This window comes from Bradyrhizobium sp. MI1.11 (genome assembly GCF_055811255.1).
This window is the reverse complement of record NZ_JBVVPM010000012.1, coordinates 20,866-43,963: the sequence shown is the minus strand read 5'-3', so window position 1 is coordinate 43,963 and position 23,098 is coordinate 20,866. Positions and strand designations below refer to the sequence as shown.

The following is a 23,098-nucleotide window of genomic DNA, read 5'->3' as shown; positions in this document are numbered from 1 at the left end:
CTGCGTATCTTGGTGGGTCACGGCGACGTGGAAGCAAACGCCGGCATCGGGGGTAAGCTGGACGTTCATCTCCTTGACAGCTCTAGGCCGTAATCGGGCTGGGCTTCGAAGGTTTCAGTTTCACGGTTGACCAGGCGCCCGGCCGCATCGCGCTCGACAACTCGGAGATAGACATTCTGGATGATATCGCGCGTTTGCGCATCGATCCGCACCGGCCCGCGAGGGCTCGTCCAGGAAAGCCCCTTCGCGGCTGACAGCGCGCCATCCGGATCGGGTCTGCCCGCAGTCGCCTTGATCATCGTGTACAGCACGTGCGTGCCGTCATAGGCTGACACGGTCGCGGGGTTGGGCGTCGCTCCCGGCGCTACCTTAGCCACCGCCTCCACAAATGCTTTGTTCTCAGGCGAAGGATGAGCTGCCGAGTAGAAATAGGTGGTCTCGATACCGAGCGCGGCATCGCCCTGCTCCTGAAGGTCGCTCTCTTGGGTCTCCGACGTCCCGAGAAAGCGCACGCCGGATGCTCGCAAGCCGCTGTCGGCATACGACCTCACAAAGCTGTAAGTCGGTGGGCCGTAGGGAAGGAAAACGAACAGCGCGTCGGGCTTGGCGATCTTGATCCGCTGCATGTAGGGACCGAAATCCGTGGTGCTCAGTGGCATCCGGATCGATTCCACGATCGTGCCTCCGCCCGCCTCGAAGGTCTTCTTGAACGCGGTCTCGGCATCGATGCCCGGGCTGTAATCGGCAACCGCGGTGATGACGTTGCGAATCCCCCGCCTCAATGCATTGCGGGCGATCGGCACCGTCACCTGCGGCAGCGTGTTCGAGGTGCGGACGAAATAATCCGACTTGCTCACGACGATCGAAGTCGAAGAGTTGAACAGGGCGGTTGGAATTTTTGCCGACTGAGCCAGCGGCGCGATGGCGAGCGCCTCTGGCGTCGTCACGATGCCGGCGAGGTATTGCACTTTGTCCTTGACGACCAACTCCTGCGCCAACGCTTTCGCGCGCTGCGGATCGACCTGCGAGTTGTCGCGATAGATCCACTCGATGCTGATCTCCGATGCCGGCTGTCCGTGCTGCGCCACATAGGCTTCGATGCCCTGCCGGAACGGCGCGCCGAACGAGCCTGAGAAGTTGCCGGAGAACGGCGCAATGACGCCGACCTTGACCACCTCGGCGGTCAAACCGGCCGCACTCCAAAGGATGGCAGCGGCCGCAATTCCAGTTCCGAACGCAGTTCTGAACCTGATCAGATTCCCCAAGGAAACTCCTCCCATGATACGGCCCCTTGCGCGCGGCGTATGTTATACGTATACGATGTAGTGACATACAGCTGGAAATCGGTCAAGTTTGGCCCGAGAAATGGCAATATCGTATACGCACGGTATCCTGAAAGGTGATCCCGCGGTTATGGATGACGCAAGTTCCCAGACGTTGAAGGCGCTGCTCGGTCTCCGTGGTCTTATTCTGGAAGGCGAGCTGAGACCTGGTACCCGTGTCTCCGAAACCCTGCTGGTTGACCGCTTCGACGTTTCCCGAACTCCGGCCCGCACCGCCTTGGTCCGCATGAACGAGGAAGGGCTGCTGGAGCAGCTACCGAGCGGCGGATTCGCGGTCAAAGGCTTCACCGAACAGGACCTTGCCGACGCCATTGAAATCCGGGGCGTCCTGGAGGGAATGGCTGCGCGTTTCGCGGCCGAGCGCGGCGCGCCTGCCGAGTTGCTCGCATGCATGGACCGCTGCGTGGCAGATCTGGACGATGCGGTAGCCGCCCTGTCGAAGCACTTCGACCTCAGCGAGTTCGTCCGCCTCAACGACCAGTTTCACGCGCTGCTCGTCGAGGCATCGGGCAGCGAGATGATCGCGCACTCGCTTCAGCGCATCATGTCTCTCCCATTCGCAGCCCCGAACGCATTCATTGAGTCGCAGCGCACCGACGTGCACGGCGTCGTGCAGATTCTCGTTTTCGCCCAGGACCAGCATCGCACCATCGTCGAGGCAATTCGGGGCCGTCAGAGCGCGAGAGCGCAGGCGGTAACGGCCGAGCATTCCTTCTGCGCGATGCGTTATCTGCGGCTGGTGCTGGCCTCGGGCCAGGAGCCTCGCGGTATTCCCGCCCTCACGCTGATCAAGACCTCGCGCTTCAAATAGGACCGGCCGTGAGTGCACGTATTCTGGATGGTCGGGCGATCGGAAAGGCGATTCGGAATGGGACCCGAATCGAGGTCGAAGAGCTTGTTCGGATTACCGGTGTAGTGCCGGGAATTGCCGTGATCCTGATAGGCGACGACCCGGCGTCCCGCATCTATGTCGCCAACAAGATCAGGGCATGCACGGACGTCGGAATCCGCTCGAGCCTGATCCAATATCCGAAGGATGTGCCGGCCGCCACGTTGATCGACGCTATCGAACATCTGAACGACGATCCGGCGACGCACGGCATCCTCGTGCAGCTCCCGCTGCCACCGCACTATGATGTTCGCGCCGTGCTGCACGCGATTTCCGTCGAAAAGGACGTCGACGGCTTTCATCTCTACAATGTCGGGGGGCTGGTCGTCGGAGACACGATCTTCTCGCCTTGCACGCCCTTTGGCGTGATGAACATCCTCGACCACGCCCGTATTCCGATCGAGGGCAGGAACGTCACGATCGTCGGAGCAAGCAATATCGTCGGCAAGCCGATGGCATTGATGATGATGCGCCGAGACGCAACGGTTGCGGTCTGTCACGCCAAGACCCGGGACCTCGCGCAGTATACGATCCTAGCCGACATCCTCGTGGTCGCGGCAGGTGTTCCAAATCTGATCCTGCCCCAGATGGTACGGACCGGCGCGGTTGTCATCGATGTCGGAATCAACCGGCTGCCGGACGGACGCCTGGTCGGTGACGTCGATTTTGAGGGTGTGAGCCGGAAGGCCTCCTACATCACGCCCGTGCCTGGCGGCGTCGGGCCAATGACGATCACCATGCTGCTGGTCAACACCATGTCGGCAGCCCGCCGCTTCGTCGAGCGGACTCGAGGACCGATCCTGACACCCCTTCATTCAGATTGATATCACGCTGTTGGCGTAACAAAGGAGGTAATAATGAATCCGAATGATATGCGTACGACACCGCCAGGTTATTTCACGACCCGCTGGGGCCTCCCCGAATACTCGGACTGGATCGACGAGAGCATGTCCTGGAAACAGACCTGCTATATCGGCGACTGGTCTTTCCTTTGGGAACGCCGCTTCAAGGGGCCGGACGCGCTCAAGCTGCTATCCGACACGTCCGTGAACAGCTTCGCGAAGTTCGACCTGCATCAATCCAAGCACGTCATTCACTGCAACGACGACGGCAAGGTCATCCACGAAGGCATTCTCACCCGGCTGGGCGAGGAGGAATTCATGCTGTTTGGTCGCGGCACTTTCTGGGTCGACTACAAACTTCGGCACGGCAACTACAACGCCACCTCGCAACCCGACGACTGGTTCAACTTCCAGGTTTCCGGACCGAATGCGGCCGCCGTCGTCGAGAAGGTATCCGGTCAGAACGTTCGCGATATCGGCTTCATGCGCAACGGGGAAATCACCATCAGGGGACACAAGGTTCTCGCGCTCCGGCAGGGAATGGCGGGCGAACCCGGCTTCGAGCTGCAGGGTCCGACCGCGCACTCGAAGGAAATCTACGACGCGATCCTCGAAGCCGGGAAAGACTTCGGCATCCGCCAGCTTGGCGGCCGCGCAGTGTGCATCAACCATCTTGAGGCCTGCTTCCCGACCATCCTGGTCGACTATCTGCCGGCGATGTTCGGCGAAGACTCCCGGGAATATCTCGCGGAGTTCATGGCCGCCATGCCGTCCTTTGCGGTGACGTTCAACATCGCCGGCAGCTTCCAGTCGGACGATATTCGCTCCTACTACCGCAGCCCCGTCGAACTTGGATGGGGCAAGAACATCAAGTTCGACCATGAGTTCATCGGTCGCGATGCGCTTGAGAAGGAAATGGCCAACCCTCGCCGCGTGATCCGGACGCTAGTTTGGAACGCCGACGATGTCGTCGGCGTCTACGCCTCGCTGTTCGGCAAGGACCAGCCCTTCCATTTCATGGACATGCCCCGCGACCAGCGCGGCTTCGTCTATGCGGACAAGGTGTTGCGCGGCGGCCGCGAAGTCGGTATTTCGACGTCTCGCGGGTATAGCTATTACTTCCGCCAGATGCTGTCATTGTGCGTCATGGACGTCGCCGATAGCGACATCGGCACGGAGGTCGTGCTGGTGTGGGGCAATCCCGGCGAACCACAGAAGGAAATTCGCGCCACCGTGGCTACGGCTCCCTACAAGAAGGACAACCGGCGGGCGGATATGGCCAAGCTCGCCTGAGAAGCGCGCGCTATCGGATGGAAGCAGGATATGACAACGACACAGAAAGACACCTCGGACCTGCATGACGAGAGCGATCGACGTGCAATTCGCGAGTTGATCGAGAATTGGGCGATCTGGCGCGACGCGGGCGACTGGGAGCGCTTTTGAACCGTGTGGCACGATGACGGGCGGATGAACGCCACCTGGAAAAAGGGACGGCCGCCGAGTTGATCGAGGCTTCCATCGAGGGATGGAATCGGGGCGTCAGCATCCTTCATTTCCTTGGAGGCATCTTGATTGATCTTTCGGGCGAACGCGCGATTGCACAGACGAAGATGACGATCTCGCAGAAGAGCTGGTGTTCACGACGTGCTTTGCGACGTGGTCTCCACGAGACGCTTCTACGACTTCCTGGAGAAGCGTCGGGGCCGTTGGGTTTGGTGGTACGCCAGCCCATCTACGAAAAGGACCGGATTGATCCGATTGACCCCAGCGCCTCGTTGAAGCTCGATGGCAAGCTGCTTTCGCAGTTTCCGGCCGGCTATCGCCATTTGGCCTATATGCAGTCTCAAATCGGATATCCCGTCAAAAAAGGATATGCCGGCACTCAAGGGTCCGGAAGTTGCAGCACTTTACGCACTAAGCCAACGGCGCGAGGCTGGGAAGCTTCAAAGTTGCGCGCGGCGAGGATCCAAAACACTCAGGCGATCCGCATTACGAACGGAAGAAAGTGGCCGACGCCTCGCCATCGACAGCAAGAACTCGGTCCGTGATGACGCTCGCGTCATCGCAGGCAAAGAAGAGACATGCTGGCGGCAACCTCATCCGCACGGCCGGCGCGGCCCAGCCGCGTCGAGTGAACAGAAAGCTTTCTGAAGGCTGGAGCACGCATTCCGAGCTCGGTAGTTCGCGACGAGATAACGGACGACCTCCTCTATCTCCACCTTCGCCAGGCTCTGGCCGAGGCATCCGTGAGGACCTGTGCCGAAAGTCAGCGGCTGGTTCCTTGGCCGATGCAGATCGAACTCGTCGGGCCGCTCGAACCTCCGGGGATCGCGGTTAGCAGACCAAATAGCGATGCGAACATCAGCGCCCTCGGGAATGACCGTTCCATCGAGATCGATGTTCTCAGTGGCAATCCTGCTCACGAATCCAGGACGCAGATAGAGCCTAAGCCCCTCGACGACTGCCGCACCAGACCTGCCGGCAAGTAGCGCATGGCCTCGTTGTGAGTTCAATGCAGATCGACGATGGGCATCCAGGCTCATCGTTCCTCCCATTGGGGATTCAGATCTCAAGCAAAGCGCGACGCGTCCAGATTTTTGTTATCCGCTTCATTGAGGTAGGGATAGCGGGCGACGACCGCGCGTACCTCCTTCATTTTTCCTCCAAAATCCCCCCAGTGCAGGTCCACCTCATTGCCGATTTGAGCTTCGGACAAGTCGATCACGCAATGGGACATCACCTGACGATAGTAATAGCTGTAGGCAACTCCCGACGACACTCCAACCATACGTCCCCCCTTGGAGACGTGATCCGCGTGCGCGAGAACCGCGCGATAGTTCGGCGTCGCCGGAAGCTCGAGATATTTGTATTCCTGTCCAGGGCGAAGCAACGACGCATAGATGTCTAAGACATCATCCGCGTTCCACACCAGCGTCACGATGGTTCTCTTCGGATTTGCGTGCTCTTTTTCCAGGGCCGTACGGCCAATGAAGTCATGGTCGAAGCGAACGGAACGACCCCAGCCGAGTTCAAACGGATTGCGGAAACGCGATTGCATATCGTTCGGATCAATGCTGCCAGAAAACGCTGGAGAACTGAACCGCAGCGGTTTGACCTTCTTTACGTATTCATTGAAACCCTGATCTGCGAAGGCTGCCACGATGAAGGTCCAAGACTGTTGCGGAAATCCCGCCTCTATGTGGTTGACCGGGTACGTGAGCCATCCCAGACGTTCGATTCCAAACTCGCGGCCAGCCTGGTACACCTCTTCATAGATCGCGGGTCCATCCTCTATTGGTCCATGCAGTTCGTACGCGATCGTGCCTGCCATCCCCGCTCGCATGATCTGCACTGGTCGGCCAGCAATCCGCGTTTGTCGGTAACGCAAATAATTAATGTCTCGGAGGTTCTCCTGCGTGACTTTCTCCATCGTCCGCAAGCTGTTTGGACCAGCAATCTGAAAGAGATAATTGTTCTCAACGGTCTCTTTAACGTCAAAATTCGTTCTGCTGTGTTGATAGCGAGACCATGGTCCAGCCACAAACAGGCGAAACTGGTCTCGGCCCAGTCGCTGAAGAACACCATGACCAGCGATATGTCCGGTCTCGGCGCACATGATCGCGTGCTTTGCTGTTCCGACTTTGAAATCAGTGATGTTGTTCACGCATATCTGCGAAAGGAAACTCTCGGCTTCCGGACCTTCGTACAGAAACTGCGCCGGCCCGGAGAGGCCGCCATGAATATAGCAACCGGTCTTCCACGACATGCTCTCCTGCTTCCAACCGTTGAACTCCCATTGGCGCGGCGCCCCGCCGCCAAGATTGAAGAGGGGATAATCAGAGTAGAACGGAACGGCTGTTGGAAGTGCGAAGGGTGATGGTGCAGACACGATTGTTGACCTCGTTCGAGATATTGACGGTTTAGATGCAAGACAATCCTTATGATAGGCTCAACACAACCGACCGTCTGTCCCTGCAGAATGGGACAGCCGAAGCTGCATTGGAGGCAGCTCTCGTTAGGTTCTTCAATTGCCGACAACTGAAGCGTCCCTGGGAAGGGCTCGATAGAAGTTGAGGTAGATCAGGTTCGATTGACCATCGCAGCCGCAGAGTCACCGACAATACGCTCTCGAACTGATCCTGTTTCGCTGCCTGGCGGGATCCTCGATAAAGATCCAACGTCGGTTTGTTGATGTGCCGCGCCTCACGCCGGACATGCTCGTTCAAAGAGCCAAGCGCGACGACGATTCAGCCAAACTTCATCGTGCTTTGGCATCTCAACCGCGCGCAATGATTCATGCGAGGACACGATCAGTGATTGCCTTCTATCTGCCAAGTTCGATCCCGCGCGCAAAATGCATTAAGATGACAAGAAGAATCTCGACTTCCTGCTCACTAGGACCCTGTACTGCCGAGATCCGGGAATAGGATTACATGGCAGGACGGCCTGCGGATTTAAGCGCTACCTTGATGATCGGCCTTCCCCGCGATGAATAGAAAGAAGCCGAAGAGCGTGGCGATATCGTCGCGCAATACGGGAAGAATCCCTAATTTGTCCAGCAGACGCATATATCGTTATCGATGACGAGCGCGCGCGGCAGATCCGACGTTAAGGCGTTGCGCGCTCGACCAGAAGCAGCGCAATGTCGAGCATCGGCATCGTCACCGGCGTCAGGGACGACCCGACAAGCACGTCGACGCCGTCCTGATCATCAGGCGGCGGGCGTTCTGGACTTCCTTGGTGGAGTCGGACTCCTCGTCCAAGGTGATGTAGGTCACTTACTCGCGGCCGAGTTGCCTGGGCAGCGCAGCAACCGTCTTGAGCTGCGCTTGCCCGAGCTCGGATCCCGGGCCGGTGGCTGAGATGACGATGCCGACTCTCATGTCCGCTCGCGCTTGATGAGTGGCAAGAGCACAGACGGCCAGCAGACAAGCCCCCATGAACCGTATCCTCATTGCACCTCCTCTAATGCTTTCCGCCCCCAGCCAATTGACACGTCATGGCCATGGCCTGAGCCGACTGCGACCCGGAGCGTTTGGGGCTCCTGAAGCAGACGAATGTTGATTGTGTTGGTTCTTTTCTATTTTATCGACTGATCGGTGGAAAACACACAGGTCGCCTATGGCTGTCAAACCTCTTGTTACGGAATCGAAGACGACGCGGCGATGGGCCCACATGTATCAGAAAGTGCTCGACGCCTCGGCGACGGCATTTGCCGAAAAGGGCTATGAAGGATCCAGCATCCGGGACATTGCCGACCTTCTGCAGGTGAGGAGCGCGAGCCTGTACTATTACGTGCCGTCCAAGGAGGCGGCGCTTTTCGCCGTATGCGAGGCGGGGGTAACGAACTTCATCGCCACTCTCCGCAAGGCTGTTGCCGAGAGCACTAGCGCTGCGGAAAAGGTCAGGGCTGCGATACAGGTTCAACTCTCGCCTCTTCGCGAGAGACCCTATGCAGACTATATCCGGGTGTTCTTGCGTCACCGCCACGAACTTCCCGATGATGAGCGGCGGCGGATTGTCGCATTGTCGCGCCAATATCAGAAGCTGGTGCAGGACATCTTCACCGCTGGGGTGGCAAGCGGCGATTTCCGCCCGACGTTGAACGCGGAATTTGCGGCCTTTGCGCTGCTCGGCCTTTGCAACTCGGTGATCAGCGCACATGCCTGGCCGCGTTCGGCCGACATTGACGGGATCATCGATGAATACGCCGCTATACTTCTCACAGGAGTCGCCACCAGACCGCTTGAGTAGACTTCGCCAAAGCGTTGCCCGGCGATCGGCGGATGTTGCCTCGATCCGGCCCGCGTCATGAAACTTGATCAGGGAGAAGTACGTCGGGCTTCATCAACTTACTCTCCGCAGAGGCTCTTCGGTCCTTCGATGTCTTTGCCGAACGAGCGCATCAGCAGATCCATATCTCCGGCAAATCGCTTTGGCTCGCCAAGGATCGCAACGTACCTGTCGGGCCTTACGAGAAGACACTGGCCACTGAACTTTGCTAGAGAGCGTCTCATCTCGTCATCGGGAATGCGCGCGCCTTCGAACTCCCCCCACCCTTCGTCCTCGTCCAGGCTGATTGCGATGGATCGCCATCGCTGTCGTTGGGCGAGCGGATGAGCGAGCAGCTGGTTCATCTTGCCAGCATTTATCGCGATCCCTAGCAGGATGGATTCGTTGCCCGCGAGCTCGTCGATGGAGCAGGAGGTGCCGTCAGTAAGGCTCAAGCTTAGCCGGGGAAGAATGCGGCCAACAAGCCGATCGCCTCGCCCGCCGTGACGAACGAGAAAGCCGCTCTCCAGCCGAGGTTTAGGCATGTACTTCATGCTGGCGAAGAACCGCTTGATTGGCGGAACCAAATTGAAGCCCGAGAAAACCAAGTCGCGAAGAAGCGCCAGAGGCTTGTTGCGGATATTAGCGAGCCTGCCGATGGTCACCGAATAGTGGATAATTGCCTCAACCTGCGGACGCCTTTCCGCCTCATACGTCTGCAGCAGAGGATCGCCCGCCCGTCCCGCCAGGACCTGGGCAATCTTCCAGCAAATATCGTTGGCATCGCGCGCGCCGGTGTTCATGGCCTGTGCGCCAAATGGTGGCATCACGTGAGCGGCATCACCGAGAAGAAATACGCGCCCGCGCTGCAGCTCTTTGGCAATCCTCTCAGAGAAGCCATAGACGACAGAGCGAACGATCTTTGCTGCGACGTCCTTGTAGGGTGAATGATGGGCCAGCAGATGGCGGATGCTGGCCGATGTGACGATCGCTGTCTGATCGTCTCCTGGCGCGAGCATGAACTCCAGCCGGCGCCCGCCATACGGTGTCGGGATACTGTTGAGCGGACGCGCTGGATTGCAAAAGAACCGCGAATAAGGCGATTGATCCGGAAATTCTGCCAGATCGATCACCAGATGAGGTTGGTCGATGCGCGTTCCTTCAAAGGCAATGCCGAGCGCAGAGCGAACAAAGCTCTTCGCTCCATCACAGGCAAGCAAGTACCGACCGCTAATCTCTCTTTCTTCGCCGTTGGAGGTTTGCACCGTGAGCTCGACGCTGTTTGGTCCAGTCGTGATGGCGGTCGCCCTCGTCCGATATTGGAGATCCACGCATTCATAGCAGCGGGCATGAGCGAGAAGGAGTTGCTCGAAAACCGGCTGCACGACGCCGGTTCGGTTACCAAAGCCATTCGGCGTCATGAAGGGAGCGACCTTGATGATCGGCCGTCCCCAGGAAGAATAGAAATAGATACCGAACGGCGCGGCCATATGGTCGCGCATGTCGGACAGAATCCCCAAATTGTCGAGCAAGCGCATAAATTCGTCGTCGACGACCAAAGCGCGCGGCGAGTCCGAGGTAAACTCGTTGCGCTCGACCAGCACCGTCCTGACACCGAACGATCCGAGGATGTTTGCAGCCGTGAGCCCGATCGGTCCGGCTCCGACGATGACCACCTCAGCATCGCCCCAGCCCCGTCCGTCCGGACCACGAACTGGCTTGATCGCCTCACGGAACTGCTCAAAGGTCTTGTGCCCCAATGCGTCCACTCAGATCAGGTCGGTGATGTATCGGGTGGTGGAATGACTGGCAGAAGAATGTAGCTTTCCTGGCGTGGTCCGGAATAGACCGTTGTCGTTCCCCTGTATGCGTCCGCGCCACGATCGAGCGTGTGAATGGCTGGCCCGCAACCTTTCATTTTGTTCTTGAAGTTGGACATGGGAATCCCCGGTCCTCCATACTCGTAGTCACGTCCGAGTATTGAAAAGCCCAGACGATAGCCCGCCGGAATTACGATATTTGTTGGCCAGATTTCGACATCGAGCTCATATGTCTGGTGAGGCGTAAGGGGCCTGACCTCGTCGTGGGTATGAAAGGGCCGGACTGAAGTGCTTTTTGCTAGATCAAGTCTGCGATGCGACGCCCGCAACCAGCCCTGTGCGATTGGAGTGTGGGGATCTGCCGCTCCCATGAAATGCACCTCCTGATCAAGCTCGTCGAACAGGCGCAACACGACAAACAGATCAGCGTCCGCCGTGGTCGATGAGACGTGCAACTTCGCGGCGACAGGTCCGCAGATCTCCAATTCAGCTCGCAGCACCGGCGTCTTGAATGTCAGACCATCGCTTTCCGCCTCGAACGAGACTCGGTCAAGGCTCACAGGACCGTCGGGCTGCAACTCCCCCGATGTCGGTACGAGATACAGCCTAGTCCACCTGGTGTGCGGAAGTGGCCAGTCCTGCTCGTGTCGCAACGTGTAGCGCTCACCTGGGTGGCGGACCAGCAATTGGACGCGCGGCTGCCTATCCCATCCGTTTTGTTCGCCCTTGAGGAAGTAGCTGAAGAAACGCTTTTGCAGTGACAGACCATAGTCTGTGTAAAAATGAGTCCAATGCTCGAGGCCGTGCATCTCCAGCCATTTCTGCTCCGATGGCGCGTCGAGGTATCCCTGAATATTGCCTCGCAAATGAAACCCGTTGCCGCCCCAGCTTCCTGCGGAAAGGAGTGGCACGCGGATTCTCGACCAGTCGGCCGAACGAGCTCGATTAAACTCGTCGTCGAGCGCGTGGCTGAAGATATTGCCGGGAAAGTCGACGCGGTTGCGTCGGAGCTGGTCCTCGGACAGAGTTTCGTCGCCAGCGATCGGGAGACCGGTTACGCGGCTCTTGGGGGCTCGAGGGCCAAGGCCGTGTTGGACGGATTTGACCTGCTTGTCGTACCAATTGGGCAGGAAATCACAGAGAATGCCGCCCTGTCGTGTGAAATCGCGATAGAAGTCGCCGCCTCCCTCCCAAACGCAAATCGCAGACAGGTGCGGTGGGCTCAAGGCGGCGACATGCCACGCGTTCGTCGCGTAATAGGAAACGCCGCAAATGCCGATGCGGCCGTTGCTCCATGCCTGGGCTGCCGCCCATTCGATGCAGTCGTGGCCGTCTCGCGCTTCGCGCGGAGAAAATGGATCGATCACTCCAGGCGAACGTCCTGCTCCCCTGCTGTCGATGCGAATACAGACGAAGCCATCACATACCCACTTTTCTGGATCGGCGACTTCCCAGTTCGCGTATTTACCGGTCGTGCCTCGCAGTACTTCCGGATGGTCTCTGGTCAGAATTTGCCACGCGGTCGGATAGCCATCCGCAAAATGCAGGCCCTTCGCATAGGGTCCATAGGTGAGGATCGCCGGATATTTTTCATCTGCGATGGGCCGGAAGATATCGGCCCGCAATATGATGCCATCGTCCATTTGGATGCCGACATCCCAATCTATCCTCATCCCGTCGGCAACTTCAGACCGCAGCGGTCCGATCATTGCGTCCTCCCACCGCGGTATGCGCCGTCGGAACGAATTGGCGAGGTAGCATCGGCAGAACTGATGCCGTCTAGACTGAAAGCACCGGCGCCCGTGATCGCAAAGTAAAGTGCCACAAGACCTAGCATGGCGGGGTATTCCATCCCGTGCTTGTCCCAGACCCAATTGGGCGCCAGCACGTAGCAAATCACGCTCATCTGAGCGACGAAGAGACAGGCGACCGCGCGCGTCCCCAAGCCGATTATGACCAACACGGCGCCGCCGGTCTCAAGAAGGGCGACCAGCCAGGCAAAGAGAGCTGGCGCCGGGAGGTGAAGAACGTTTTCCGTGACCCACGCTACCGCACCTAACGGATCCTTCAGCGAGGGCTGCGCGGAGCCAAACAACTTCGGCACGCCATGTGCGAGGATGATCATCCCGAAGCTCGCACGAAGAAGTAGCCTTGCGAGCGCCTCGCGCCGTTCAAGGGACGCCCACTTTTCCGGAGGAGATAAACCGACCGAGCTGATTGTGGAAGATTCTTCAACGGACAAGGCGTTACCCCTTTATCTTTATCTGCCGAGCAATATCTTCCTCGCCTCCGTCGGAGTGGCCGGCCTCGATCCGCCACGCGTCACAATCCGGACCGCCTCTTCGACAAGTTCAGCATTGCTGGACGCAAGCTTCCCCTTGGCGATGTAGAGATTGTCCTCAAGGCCAACGCGGACGTGACCTCCGAGCTCGCAGGCCGCGGCTACGATCTGGAACTGATCGTGCGAGATGCCGAAGGCGCTCCAGAGCGCTCCTGGCGGCAGCAGACTACGCATCAATTGAAGCACGTCAGCCTGGGCAGGGGCGCCCCAGGATATGCCGAGACAAAACTGGAAGAAGCCTGGTGCCTTCAGCGCGCCGGTTTCCAGGAGATGTTTGGCGAGCCGAATGTGTCCAAGGTCGAAGACTTCGACCTCCGGCTTGATGCCCGCGTCGGAAATCGTTCGCCCCATGAATTCGAGATCGTTCACGAGGTTGACCATTGCAATCCGGCCGAAGTTCAACGTCGCAACGTCTAGACTACAGATTTCCGGCTTGAGCTTGAGGATATGGTCGAGCCGCTGCTGCGGCGTCATCGGCGGATTGATCCCGGGAGCTGGCTGAAGCAGCAAACCATCTGGCGCGTATAGCGAGCCTGGCCCGCTTGTTAAATTGATGACAACATCTGTTGATGATCCCCTGATGCGGTCTACGACATCCGCATACAGGTCGAATTCAACGGACGGCGCGCCAGTGGCAGGATCGCGCACGTGAATGTGGACGACTGCTGCGCCTGACTTGGCCGCATCGATCGCCTGATCGGCGATCTGCTTCGGTGTGATCGGAACCGCCGAACTCTTGCCGACCGTATCGCCGGCCCCCGTCAATGCGCAGGTAATGATCGTCGGATAGGACATGGTCTCGATGCGCTCCCTCGGCTATTCGCGTGCGCCATCGATCAGGACGAAGGCAACCCTGCAAACATGATCGGAGCGGTTTGACCATGCATGGTTCGTCCCGCGCTGAATCAAGACGTCGCTGGGGCGCATGAGCGTCTCGCCTTCATCGAGCATCGCCCAAATCTCTCCTTCCAGAACGATCGCGTAGTCGAGTGTATGTGTTTTGTGGAAGAAGAAGTGTCGCGCTTTGGTATCGAAGGCCTCGGGACTGCCGATGCCCTGCCTGAACTCCTCAAGCTTCTCACGAGAGTAGAGGCTGTCGGGCGGGAATTCAGCAATACGAAGGATGTTGCCGCTTGGTGGCGGCTCGATCGCGAGCTGGCGATCCGCGGGAGCCGTTTCCGTGTCCTGCATGATCTCGGCGGGAGTCTTGTCGGAAACCCAAATGACGGTCCCCGCAAGGCCCGGGGTACCCGGCACCACACGAACGTTCGGTGCGGCGCCATCCGAGACGATGACGGAACGGCCGTCCGCGCGGTGTCCGGTCACAATACGACGAACGGCTTTAGCCATGGACAACTCTCAAGTTTCGAACGCGGAGATCAGGTACGGGAAGCGATCTTCGTCCCGGAGCGGTCAGGTGACGGCAAGCCTTACCAGAATTTCTTGCGCTTCTCCGGCCACCACCGTTTCTCTTCCGGCGCGATGATCTTGGAGCGGAGCGTTCCAATGCGAGACACTTCGAGCTCCAGCACATCGCCGGGCTCGAGCTTGCGGCCGATCTCCAGGCCCGATCCATTGCCGACCGTGCCCGAGGCGAACAGATCGCCTGGCTGGACGTATTCGGAGATCGACATGTAGGCCAACGACTCGCCGGGCGACCAGATGGTCTCCTTGCTGTTGCCGCGGGAGCACTCCTTGCCGTTGATGCGAACCGCCATCTCCAGATCATCAAGACGGCCGATCTCGTCCATCGTTACGATCCAAGGGCCGATTCCGAAAGCAAAATCCTTCCCCTTCCCCGGCCCCATTCCGATCTTCATCTCGAGCTTCTGAACGTCACGCGCGCTGAAATCGTTGAAGATCGTCACGCCGAACAAGGCTTTTTGCGCTTCCTCGGGCGTCAGATTGTGGCAGATGCGACCAACGACATAGCCGAGTTCCAGCTCATAATCGAAATAGTCGGTATAAAATGGCTTCGGGACTTCGGCGTCGTGCCCAACCGCAGTAAATGGCGTCCCCTTGAAATAGCCCGGTATCTCGAGCAGCGCCTCAGTAGGCTCAACGCCAACACGCTCGTGGAATTGTTTGATGTGCGTTACGAAGGTGAGGCCGTCACGAATGACGGGGGGATCGACGGCGCTAAGCCAATTCACGTTCGAGAGGGCTGTTGCTGCGTCGTCTGCGCGCGAGGCGACCGCTTCATGCGCGGTCTCCAGGAACACCTCACCCAGCGCAATGGCAGCGGACATGCTGGGAGGAAAGATCGCCGATGAGAGGCGCTGGGCAGCCTCGCGCGTTGCGCCCTTCGCTTGCCGGCGCAGCACCTCGGCGCTCGCCAAATCAATGACTCGGCTCTTCGAAGGCTCGGCCGCGACAAGGCGGCTGACCGGGCCGAACGGAGTGTCGACCGAAATGCGTCCGAGTTTCATGATCGCTCCTTCCCCTGTTATTATACGAAACGTATCGTATCGATTCATGTCACGCTGTCAAGCTGGAAGTTCGGCCTGCGCACGTCGTAAGCGCGAAGTGTTTGTCGAACGAGGCGAGGCCGTGCTAGGCAAAACGATCCGGTTCGAATTTTTGTGAATCTCAGCACCATTCATGGCATCAAACATTCAAACACGCCGCGTATCTAAAGCCCCAAGCGGACAGGTCGCCGAAGATCCGGACAGCTTGGATTCAAGGCCGATCGGACGGCCACGCGATCTTGCATCGCGACGTTCGATCTTGTCCGCCACCATGAGCCTCCTGCAGACGACATCCGTTGCGGACCTCGCGATCGAAGCCGTAGCCCGGGAGGCGCGCGTTTCGAAGGCGACGATCTATCGCTGGTGGGACGGCAAGGGCGCACTGGTGATCGATGCGTTCATGGAATCGCATTTCAGCAACACGCCGATGCCGACGGCCGTCGACCCCCGAACGGCCATCAAACGGCACCTCACCTCTCTCGCGCAGTATTTCGCAGGCCGAGCCGGCAAGCTTGTCGTGCAGATTCTATGCGAGGGCCACGACAACAACGCGCTGTTGGCGGAATTCAACGAACGATTTGCCAAGAACCGCCGGCGCCTGGTTCAGGAGACGTTTGAGCGAGGCCAGCGCGATGGACTGTTCAGGTCCGATGTCGATGCGGCATGGGCCGTCGAGATGCTGTACTCGCCGATCTATCGCCGCTTGATCTTTGGCGAGCCGCTGAACGAGCAGTTTATCGAGATGCTTTGTGCAAGCGTCGAAAGCTTGTTCTCGAGCGATGCGAAATCAAAGCCAGACAGAGGCAAGAAATAACCTGTACCGATCCGCATACCTCACGCGGGCTCGGCGCCGACAACCTCGGCCACGGCGAGCTTGCGCCGAGGCCTCACGATTGCAAGCGAGGAGGTCGCCGTTGCAATGGCTCTTTTGTCACGATCCAGAAGCCGCGCGCGGGCAAACACTACGCTTTTTCCGCAGCGCTCGATTTCCGCAAGCGCGCGGTAGCCGCCGATCTTTGCAGATCTGAGATAAGCGACGTTCATATTAATGGTTGCAACGGAAAGCCCGTCGGGAATCGCGAGCAGCGCCGCGTAGGCCATGGCAAAGTCCAGCATTGTCGTGAGCGCGCCGCCGTGAATGACGTCCTCGGCCTGGAGGAAATGCGTGCCTACCTTGAACGACAACTCGAGGCGAGGGCCTGAGAGATCGATCAGTTCCAGCTTGGTCTCCAAGGATGTCGCCAGCGCGGTCGAGTTGACCGCAATAGGCAGACCGCTGCCCGACTCATGCTGACGCAGGAATTGCTGATCGAGATTCATGAGGCGCACTGTCCGTTTCGGGTTGGCCAAGGCCGCGGCCGCCCTGTAGAGAATGTAATGATCGCCTGCCCGGCCGAAGGCGCCGCAACGTTAAGCGGTACTTGGCGCGACCGAGCGATCTCGGAAGACCGCGAGACGGCCAACGAGGCAGAGAACAGCGGAAAGCAGCAGACATCCCGTGCCGACGGCGAACCACGGCAGGTAGTTGCCGGCCGCGTCATAGAGCACGCCAGCCAGAATGGGCCCCCCGCCCCCGCCGATCGACACCGCCAGATAGATTCCGCCGAACAATGTGCTGAAGTGCGCCGGCGGAAAGCGCCTGCCCACCAGGAAAAGCGCCAGATCGAACTCCGAGCCGATGGTGAACCCCATCGCCAAGGTGCCCGGCAGGATCAGATCCGGATTGCCCGAGGCCAGCATCAGCACCCCGCAGGCCGACAGCAAAAAAATGCTGGCCGCAAGCAGATTGGTCTCGACGGTGTCCAGCAAAAAACCAGTGATCAAGCGGCCAACAATAACCGCAAATCCGATCAGCCCCGCCAGTTTGGCTGCTGCCGCAGGCGCAATACCACGATCCGTAAGCATCGGGACGAAATGGACGATCGTTCCGAAGATCCCGGTCGAGGCTAACAGGAAGATCGCGGCGAGCAACATGAAGCGCCGGTCCGCATAGAGCGCCCAATTTTGGTGTGACTCTCTCGGCTCAGTCGTTTCGCTGCTGGCCTGGCTCCTCAGCAACAGAGCTATAAGCGGGATCGTTCCCAGGGTCAGCAGGGCCAGCCCAAGGTAAGCGCCGCGCCAGCCGTACGCACCGAGCAGCGATCCGACGAGCCAGGGAAACAGAAGCGCTCCAAGGCCGGGGCCGCAATACACGATCCCATAGACAAGTCCCAAGCGCCTTGGAAAATTGCCGACGACCATGCGTCCGTAAGACACCGGCGTGGTCGCGTTGCCTAAAACGGCCAGAAGAAGCGTCAGAGAAAGGAAGCTTGCCAGACCCACAGTCGCCGTTCCCAGCAGCAGGAACGAGGCTGCCAAGCCGCCTGCCGAGAGCAACGCCATCCGGAAGGCGCCAAAGCGGTCAACCATGCGGCCGGCGAACGGACTGGCGATACCAATCGCCAGAATTCCGACCAGCGGCCCTAAGGACGCCATCCCGCGCGTCCAGCCGAATTCGGCTGCGACGGGCTTCAGAAACAGCCCGGACGTGTAGAAATAGATCGATGACACGCTCATCATCATGCCGAGCATGCAGCCTGCAATCAGCTTCCGGCCGCGCCAAAGCTCGCTAGGTGACCCAACCTCGTCGCTCACGGTTCTTCCTCCCTTGCGTCGACTCCCGCATCAACTCTTATTCTTGCTTGTTTTAGTTACTAACCGTATCGTTTCGAAATTGGCGCGTCAAGGTGCCTTGCCTCCGCCGTTCGGGACCAAAGCCCAGCCGCGTTCGAAAAAAGACTTGTGAGGGAGGAAGCCATGCAAACCCATCTGTCTGTCAAAGAGAGGGGCCTGAACGACGTCACCGCCGCCGTACTTGCGATCGGGCGGCCTGCCTTTTCGTGTGCATTGATGGATGCGTTATCGCGCATCGCTGGCGTCGACCACTGCACGGTGTTCGCCTTCGATGGGGAGCGATCAGTCCGGCCGCAGCTTAACATCGGCAGCATTTCCATCGGCGGCGAGCTCGGAGCTGCGTATGCCGGCCACTTTCATGTCGCAGATCCCAATCGAGATGTGATCTTTCGCAAAGCGGCGAGTGCCTCGCCTATCATGCTTCCGGCATTCTCCCGCAGGATGTACAATGCGAGTTACGCCAAAATGTTTTTCGAGGATGCCGGCATCGTCGATAAAGTTGCAGCGGCGATCTGGGTTGATCATTGCTGCTTCTACGTGAACCTCTATAGAACGACGGAACGGGGCCGTTTCAGCCGCGAGCAGGTGGCGCGCCTGTGCAGGATTACGCCGACGATCACCGCCGCCGCGGCTCGCCATTTACAAGCCGAAAGTCTGCTTGACGAACATCCGCTCCAAAGACTGGAGCCGCTATTCTCGCGCCCGCCCATCTCGCAGCTCACGCCTCGCGAAAAGGAGGTGTGCTTGCGCATCCTGTCCGGTCTTGGCTCCGAGGCTATTTCCGCCGATCTTGGGATCGGCCTGCAATCGGCGCTGACATACCGCAAGCGCGCATACGAGAAGCTTGGCATCTCTTCGCAGAACGAACTGTTCGCAATTGTGCTGCGACTGGCGGCATCGCCTCACCGGCTGAATTGATGACGTCGCGGACGGCGCGGCACAGCTGACGCATCCGAACAGCCTCGGGAGCCCGTTCGGACCTTGGACACACGCCCCGCAGACCGTGTTCTGGTCAAGTGTGCCATAAGATACAAGGATCGACTAGTTCGCTGCCGCCGGTTCGAGCCTGATAGTTCCCCAAGCCGGTCAGGCTGTACAGAAGTGTCACGACAGCGGCTGCGCCCGCCGTTCACGCCAGCACGGCGATGGCAGAATCGAGCCCTCCTCCACTCCCCGCAAGGACAGCGGTAACAGTCGGGCCCAGACCTTGCGCAACCGCGATCAGACAGGCGCAGCGAGATACGCGTAGCCCTCCCGAAGCAGACCCATTGCATAGTCCCTGCCATGCTCAGGCTTCCGCTCTTCCTGACAGATGGCGTATCCGATGTCGTAGACGCGCTTGACGCGCTGCTCGCGCCGTGTCGAATAACTTGAGAGCGCGGTTTCCAGATCATCGTTGCGCGCCAATTCCTGAGAGAGAACCAGCGCATCCTCGATCGCCATGCCGCCTCCGGAGGTCATTTGCGGTGTTAGCGAATGAGCGGCATCGCCGAGCAGCACGACGCGGCCCCGATGCCAGGGCGCCGGCATCATCAAGAGGTCAAATGGACGATAGCTGATGTGCTTGTCTTCACCGATCATGCCGGCAGCAGCGACCAGCTCGGGCGCGGTGTAAGGCGCGAGCAGGTTACGGAGATAGCCGCACACCTGCTCCTGCGGGATACGGAGCTTTTCATCCGTACTCTCCAGGAAGAACAGGTAGCATAATTCCTTTGACAGCGGCAGCGCGCCAACGGCTCTTCCGGCCGTGAGCCTATACAGGACGAAGCCGTTGATGGCCTCGGTACGCGGGACGGTATAGCGCCAGACCCCTTGGCCGGCATAATGCGGCTTGAACTCTTCACCAAAGACTTTCTGCCGGACCTTGGAATAGGCGCCGTCAGCTGCGATCAAGAGATCGGCATGATCAGTCTCGCCGTTCGACAGTTGAACCGAGATGCCTTTCTCGTCCTGCTGGATCTGAGTGATCGTCGTCTTGAAATCAATCCGCGCGCCGCTCCTTCTGGCAAACGCCTCCAGGATCTGACCGAGACGGGGTCGCATGATTCCCAAAGCGGCCGGCCGGTTGGGATCCCATATCCTCGGTGAAGACTGCTCCCCCAGGGCTTTTCCAGCGGCATCGCGCAATGAAACAGTGTCCCAGCCATATCCTCCTTCGAGGCAGGCCTCCGCCAACCCAAGCTCGGCGAGCGCACGCAAGGCATTGCCAAGCAGCGTGATGCCGGTGCCGATCCGGTCGCCTTTATCGCCGATTTCGATAACCCTGGCAGACACGCCCATCCGTTGCAGCGCATGAGCAACCGTCAAGCCGCCGATTCCGCCGCCCGCGATGATGACCTTCTTCACCATACCCAAGTTTCCTCCTCCGTCTCTCTTTTCGTTTACTGGCGGCATTCGCTTCGCTGATTAGAGCGAAGCCGCGATGTATTTGGTTTCCGTCAACCGGCAGTGGTCGGAGCACTCCCCCTGTAAGCCTCCGGGTCGAGCAAAAGCCGGACCTCCCCCGCCCGAGAGATCACGACCTCGACCGAGGTCAGCGACTGACCAAGGCACGGCCCCAGGACGCAAGCACCGGTTTCGATGTCGAATGTTGCGCCATGTGCGCTGCAGAAGATGTGCTGCCCGTCTTTGCTCAGATAGGCATCCTTCTTCCAAGGGAGCGGTGTGCGGCCATAGTGTGGGCAAATGTCGAGATAGGCATGGACGGCTCCGCCCCTGCGCACAAGAAAGACCGTGTCGCGCCCCTTCTTGAAAGGATCAAATCCGAAAGCCTGGCCGTCCGCCAGATCGGAGAGACGGCAGAGCACCGGGGTCAGCGGCTTTACTTTGTCTGAGCTCAATTTTAACTCGCGCACCGGCCGAGCAAAGTCAGGAACGGTCGCCCGGCTCGCTCGCACGTTGCCGGATCAGTGCCTTCTCTCGCAGTTATTGCCTGGGGGCTTAACCGCCCGGGGCCCATTTCTCGCGATGCTCGAGCAGGAAGACCTGCGAATGCTCGGTCTTCATCGGCAATTCGCGTGGCTCCCACTTGTCATCCAGAACGTCCATATCTGCATCGAACTCGGCGTGAGTCCCCATGGGGCTGTTGAAGTACCAGAACCAGTTGGAACCGAATTTGTGGCGACCCGGGCCCCAAAACGACTGATATCCCTTCTTCACCATGCGCGAGCCCGCAAGCATCAGTTCGGTGGGCCCCTGCATGTGGAACGCGAAATGCTCAAGCCCTTTCATGTATTCCGGCGTCTGGATCAGAAACAGCGTGTGGTGATCGGTGTTGGACGCCGGACGCAAGAACGGGCCACCGCCCGTGAACCGGTCCATCACGGTGAACCCAAGACGCTCGATGTAGAACGCCTCGATCTTTGCTGTATCAGGCACAAAATAGACGACATGCGACAGGCTGCGCGGCAATGCGGCGGCGTTCTCATTCGCGCCAATTTCGTTAAAGCTACGCTGGGGCGCGGCACCGGGAGAATTGATGCGCTCGGGAGGCAGATCAAGTTTCCGCCGGCGTGTGATGCGAAAGCCAAGCGCAAATTCCAAATCGTCCACTGCGTCAACCGTGCCGTCGGGCTGGACCTGAACCTGCCGGTCCTTGCTCAGTTCGTCCTTGATCTGATCGAGCGTCTCCTGATCCTCGACACCGTAGATCGTCTTTCTGAGCATGTTACCGGTTGGCAGTGGCGGCGGCAGATTGGGATGATCCTTGGGATGGATCGACAGACCCGTGCCATCAAGGGCCTCGTAGAAGCCGGAGCCGTCCTTCCCGCCCACATACTTCAGGCCAAAGTCGGCGATGAAAGCGGCGCAGGCTTCTATGCTGTCGACGCCGAACACGAGCTCATCAGGGCCAATGATCTTCACGCCTTTCCTCCTCGATGTTTGCTTTTTAGCTTGTCCGGCTTGGTGCCGAGCGCATTCGGCCGGGTCGGCGCCTTCAAGATCAGCATACGATCTCGCAATTCATCAAGAAAATGGATAGTTTAAATCCTCCATATTGATAGAATTAATAGATTCTAGGGGATGCAGTTGCGGCTCAATAATCTCGATCTCAACCTGCTCGTGGCGCTTGACCATCTAATCGTCACCAAATCCATCAGCCAGACGGCAGAGAGGATGAATCTCAGCCAGTCCGCGATGAGCAATGCGCTCGGCCGGCTGAGGCAGTATTTCGACGATCCGCTGCTCGTTCGCGTCGGTCAAAAAATGGAATTGACCGTGCGCGCGGAAACGCTGCGGCCGGAAATTTCCGACGTGCTCACGCGCATCGAGGCGGCCCTGGCGAGAAAGCCTGCGTTTGATCCGAAAGAGGCGGACCGTGAATTCCGCCTGCTCGTGTCCGACTATTCACTTCACACTATCGTTCCCCCGGCCCTCGAGCTCACGGCATCCTTTGGCAATCATATCCGCTTTCATTTCCTGCGGCAGAGCGAGCGGCCGAACATCTTACTCGAGCGTGGCGAGGCGGACCTCCTGATCGCCCCGCGGATCGTTTGCTCGCCGGAACACCCTTCGATCGAGCTGTTCGAAGACGACTATTGCTGCGTGGCATGGCGTCGCGGCAAATACGGTAAGGGGCCGCTCACTCGCAAGGCGTTCGCAGCAGCCGGTCACGTGCGATATCTTTCCTCGCCGACTGCGGGCGCTCTCGACTCGGTACTTCTGGATCAGCTTGGCATGACAAGGCGCACCGAGATATCGACCTTCGCGTTTTCCTCCGTGCCTCATCTCGTTGTCGGGACCGATCGCATTGCGGTCGTCCATCGGCGGACAGCCCAGCTCTGGGCGCGACAACTGCCAATATCAATCCTGGAAGTCCCATTCCGGATGGAATCCTTTCAACAGCAGATGCAGTGGCACCACTATCGCAGCCGCGATCCCGGCATCATCTGGGTGCGAGACATCTTCAAGCAAGCCGCCGCCAAGATGCGGAGGAAGTAGAGACTGCAG

The 23,098-nt window shown here is 59.0% G+C and carries 21 protein-coding genes and 1 pseudogene; 8 read left to right on the top strand and 14 right to left on the bottom strand.

Features of this window, described 5'->3' with window-relative positions; translation table 11 throughout:
* Positions 1–65 precede the first annotated feature (65 nt).
* A complete protein-coding gene (locus AC0L30_RS14630; RefSeq protein WP_473404557.1) occupies positions 66–1,280 on the bottom strand; it encodes an ABC transporter substrate-binding protein in 1,215 nt (404 codons plus the stop codon).
* A 157-nt stretch (positions 1,281–1,437) separates the two neighbouring features.
* On the opposite strand from AC0L30_RS14630, the gene AC0L30_RS14625 reads away from it, so the two are divergent.
* The 4 genes and pseudogenes from AC0L30_RS14625 to AC0L30_RS14610 form a co-directional block, all read left to right on the top strand.
* Positions 1,438–2,154 carry a GntR family transcriptional regulator gene (locus AC0L30_RS14625; protein ID WP_473404556.1) on the top strand — a complete coding sequence of 239 codons (717 nt, stop codon included), beginning with the start codon at positions 1,438–1,440 and terminating at the stop codon, positions 2,152–2,154.
* 8 nt (positions 2,155–2,162) lie between these two features.
* Positions 2,163–3,056, top strand: a complete 894-nt coding sequence (gene folD / locus AC0L30_RS14620; protein ID WP_473404555.1) for a bifunctional methylenetetrahydrofolate dehydrogenase/methenyltetrahydrofolate cyclohydrolase FolD — start codon at positions 2,163–2,165, stop codon at positions 3,054–3,056.
* Positions 3,057–3,089: 33 nt separating this feature from the next.
* A complete protein-coding gene (locus tag AC0L30_RS14615) occupies positions 3,090–4,367 on the top strand; it encodes an aminomethyltransferase family protein (RefSeq protein WP_473404554.1) in 1,278 nt (425 codons plus the stop codon).
* 30 nt (positions 4,368–4,397) lie between these two features.
* Positions 4,398–4,988: pseudogene (locus AC0L30_RS14610) on the top strand (nuclear transport factor 2 family protein); the annotation flags it as partial.
* Between the two features lie 182 nt (positions 4,989–5,170).
* On the opposite strand, the gene AC0L30_RS14605 reads toward AC0L30_RS14610, so the two are convergent.
* Together AC0L30_RS14605 and AC0L30_RS14600 are read right to left on the bottom strand one after the other, a co-directional pair.
* The gene (locus tag AC0L30_RS14605) at positions 5,171–5,617 is read right to left on the bottom strand and encodes a cytochrome P450 (protein WP_473404553.1); all 447 of its coding nucleotides are present in this window, start codon (positions 5,615–5,617) and stop codon (positions 5,171–5,173) included.
* Positions 5,618–5,643: 26 nt separating this feature from the next.
* Entirely contained in the window at positions 5,644–6,963 is a 1,320-nt protein-coding gene (locus tag AC0L30_RS14600) for an aminomethyl transferase family protein (RefSeq protein WP_473404552.1), read from the bottom strand.
* Between the two features lie 1,286 nt (positions 6,964–8,249).
* Here AC0L30_RS14600 and AC0L30_RS14595 point away from each other — a divergent pair.
* Positions 8,250–8,828, top strand: a complete 579-nt coding sequence (locus AC0L30_RS14595) for a TetR-type transcription factor C-terminal domain-containing protein (RefSeq protein WP_473404551.1) — start codon at positions 8,250–8,252, stop codon at positions 8,826–8,828.
* A gap of 98 nt (positions 8,829–8,926) precedes the next feature.
* On the opposite strand, the gene AC0L30_RS14590 is transcribed toward AC0L30_RS14595, so the two are convergent.
* The 6 genes from AC0L30_RS14590 to AC0L30_RS14565 form a co-directional block, all read right to left on the bottom strand.
* Complete coding sequence (locus tag AC0L30_RS14590; RefSeq protein ID WP_473404550.1) at positions 8,927–10,606, bottom strand: FAD-dependent monooxygenase; 1,680 nt, start codon at positions 10,604–10,606, stop codon at positions 8,927–8,929.
* 14 nt (positions 10,607–10,620) lie between these two features.
* Positions 10,621–12,375 (bottom strand): CocE/NonD family hydrolase, encoded by a 1,755-nt coding sequence (locus AC0L30_RS14585; protein ID WP_473404549.1) that lies wholly within the window; start codon positions 12,373–12,375, stop codon positions 10,621–10,623.
* Complete coding sequence (locus AC0L30_RS14580; protein ID WP_473404548.1) at positions 12,372–12,908, bottom strand: DoxX family protein; 537 nt, start codon at positions 12,906–12,908, stop codon at positions 12,372–12,374. Before AC0L30_RS14580 ends, AC0L30_RS14585 begins: the two co-directional genes overlap by 4 nt.
* Before the next feature lie 18 nt (positions 12,909–12,926).
* Positions 12,927–13,802, bottom strand: coding sequence for a beta-keto acid cleavage family enzyme (locus AC0L30_RS14575; protein WP_473404547.1), 876 nt, complete (start codon positions 13,800–13,802; stop codon positions 12,927–12,929).
* 21 nt (positions 13,803–13,823) lie between these two features.
* A complete protein-coding gene (locus AC0L30_RS14570) occupies positions 13,824–14,357 on the bottom strand; it encodes a cupin domain-containing protein (RefSeq protein WP_473404546.1) in 534 nt (177 codons plus the stop codon).
* A gap of 80 nt (positions 14,358–14,437) precedes the next feature.
* Positions 14,438–15,436: a fumarylacetoacetate hydrolase family protein gene (locus AC0L30_RS14565; protein WP_473404545.1), complete on the bottom strand. Its 999-nt coding sequence runs from the start codon at positions 15,434–15,436 to the stop codon at positions 14,438–14,440.
* Between the two features lie 298 nt (positions 15,437–15,734).
* On the opposite strand from AC0L30_RS14565, the gene AC0L30_RS14560 reads away from it, so the two are divergent.
* Positions 15,735–16,289 carry a TetR/AcrR family transcriptional regulator gene (locus AC0L30_RS14560; RefSeq protein ID WP_473404544.1) on the top strand — a complete coding sequence of 185 codons (555 nt, stop codon included), beginning with the start codon at positions 15,735–15,737 and terminating at the stop codon, positions 16,287–16,289.
* Positions 16,290–16,309: 20 nt separating this feature from the next.
* Here the strand turns inward: AC0L30_RS14560 and AC0L30_RS14555 are convergent, their stop codons facing one another.
* Together AC0L30_RS14555 and AC0L30_RS14550 are read right to left on the bottom strand one after the other, a co-directional pair.
* Positions 16,310–16,795 (bottom strand): PaaI family thioesterase, encoded by a 486-nt coding sequence (locus AC0L30_RS14555; RefSeq protein ID WP_473404543.1) that lies wholly within the window; start codon positions 16,793–16,795, stop codon positions 16,310–16,312.
* Between the two features lie 90 nt (positions 16,796–16,885).
* Positions 16,886–18,109 (bottom strand): MFS transporter, encoded by a 1,224-nt coding sequence (locus tag AC0L30_RS14550; RefSeq protein ID WP_473404542.1) that lies wholly within the window; start codon positions 18,107–18,109, stop codon positions 16,886–16,888.
* Positions 18,110–18,271: 162 nt separating this feature from the next.
* Here AC0L30_RS14550 and AC0L30_RS14545 point away from each other — a divergent pair, with 162 nt between their 5' ends.
* Positions 18,272–19,066, top strand: a complete 795-nt coding sequence (locus AC0L30_RS14545; RefSeq protein WP_473404541.1) for a helix-turn-helix transcriptional regulator — start codon at positions 18,272–18,274, stop codon at positions 19,064–19,066.
* Positions 19,067–19,369: 303 nt separating this feature from the next.
* On the opposite strand, the gene AC0L30_RS14540 is transcribed toward AC0L30_RS14545, so the two are convergent.
* From AC0L30_RS14540 to AC0L30_RS14530, 3 genes are all read right to left on the bottom strand, one after another.
* Positions 19,370–20,497 (bottom strand): FAD-dependent oxidoreductase, encoded by a 1,128-nt coding sequence (locus tag AC0L30_RS14540; protein ID WP_473404540.1) that lies wholly within the window; start codon positions 20,495–20,497, stop codon positions 19,370–19,372.
* Between the two features lie 89 nt (positions 20,498–20,586).
* Positions 20,587–20,988, bottom strand: coding sequence for a Rieske (2Fe-2S) protein (locus tag AC0L30_RS14535; protein ID WP_473404539.1), 402 nt, complete (start codon positions 20,986–20,988; stop codon positions 20,587–20,589).
* A gap of 100 nt (positions 20,989–21,088) precedes the next feature.
* The gene (locus AC0L30_RS14530; protein ID WP_473404538.1) at positions 21,089–22,012 is read right to left on the bottom strand and encodes a VOC family protein; all 924 of its coding nucleotides are present in this window, start codon (positions 22,010–22,012) and stop codon (positions 21,089–21,091) included.
* 159 nt (positions 22,013–22,171) lie between these two features.
* Here AC0L30_RS14530 and AC0L30_RS14525 point away from each other — a divergent pair, with 159 nt between their 5' ends.
* Positions 22,172–23,089 carry a LysR family transcriptional regulator gene (locus tag AC0L30_RS14525; protein ID WP_473404537.1) on the top strand — a complete coding sequence of 306 codons (918 nt, stop codon included), beginning with the start codon at positions 22,172–22,174 and terminating at the stop codon, positions 23,087–23,089.
* Positions 23,090–23,098: the final 9 nt, after the last annotated feature.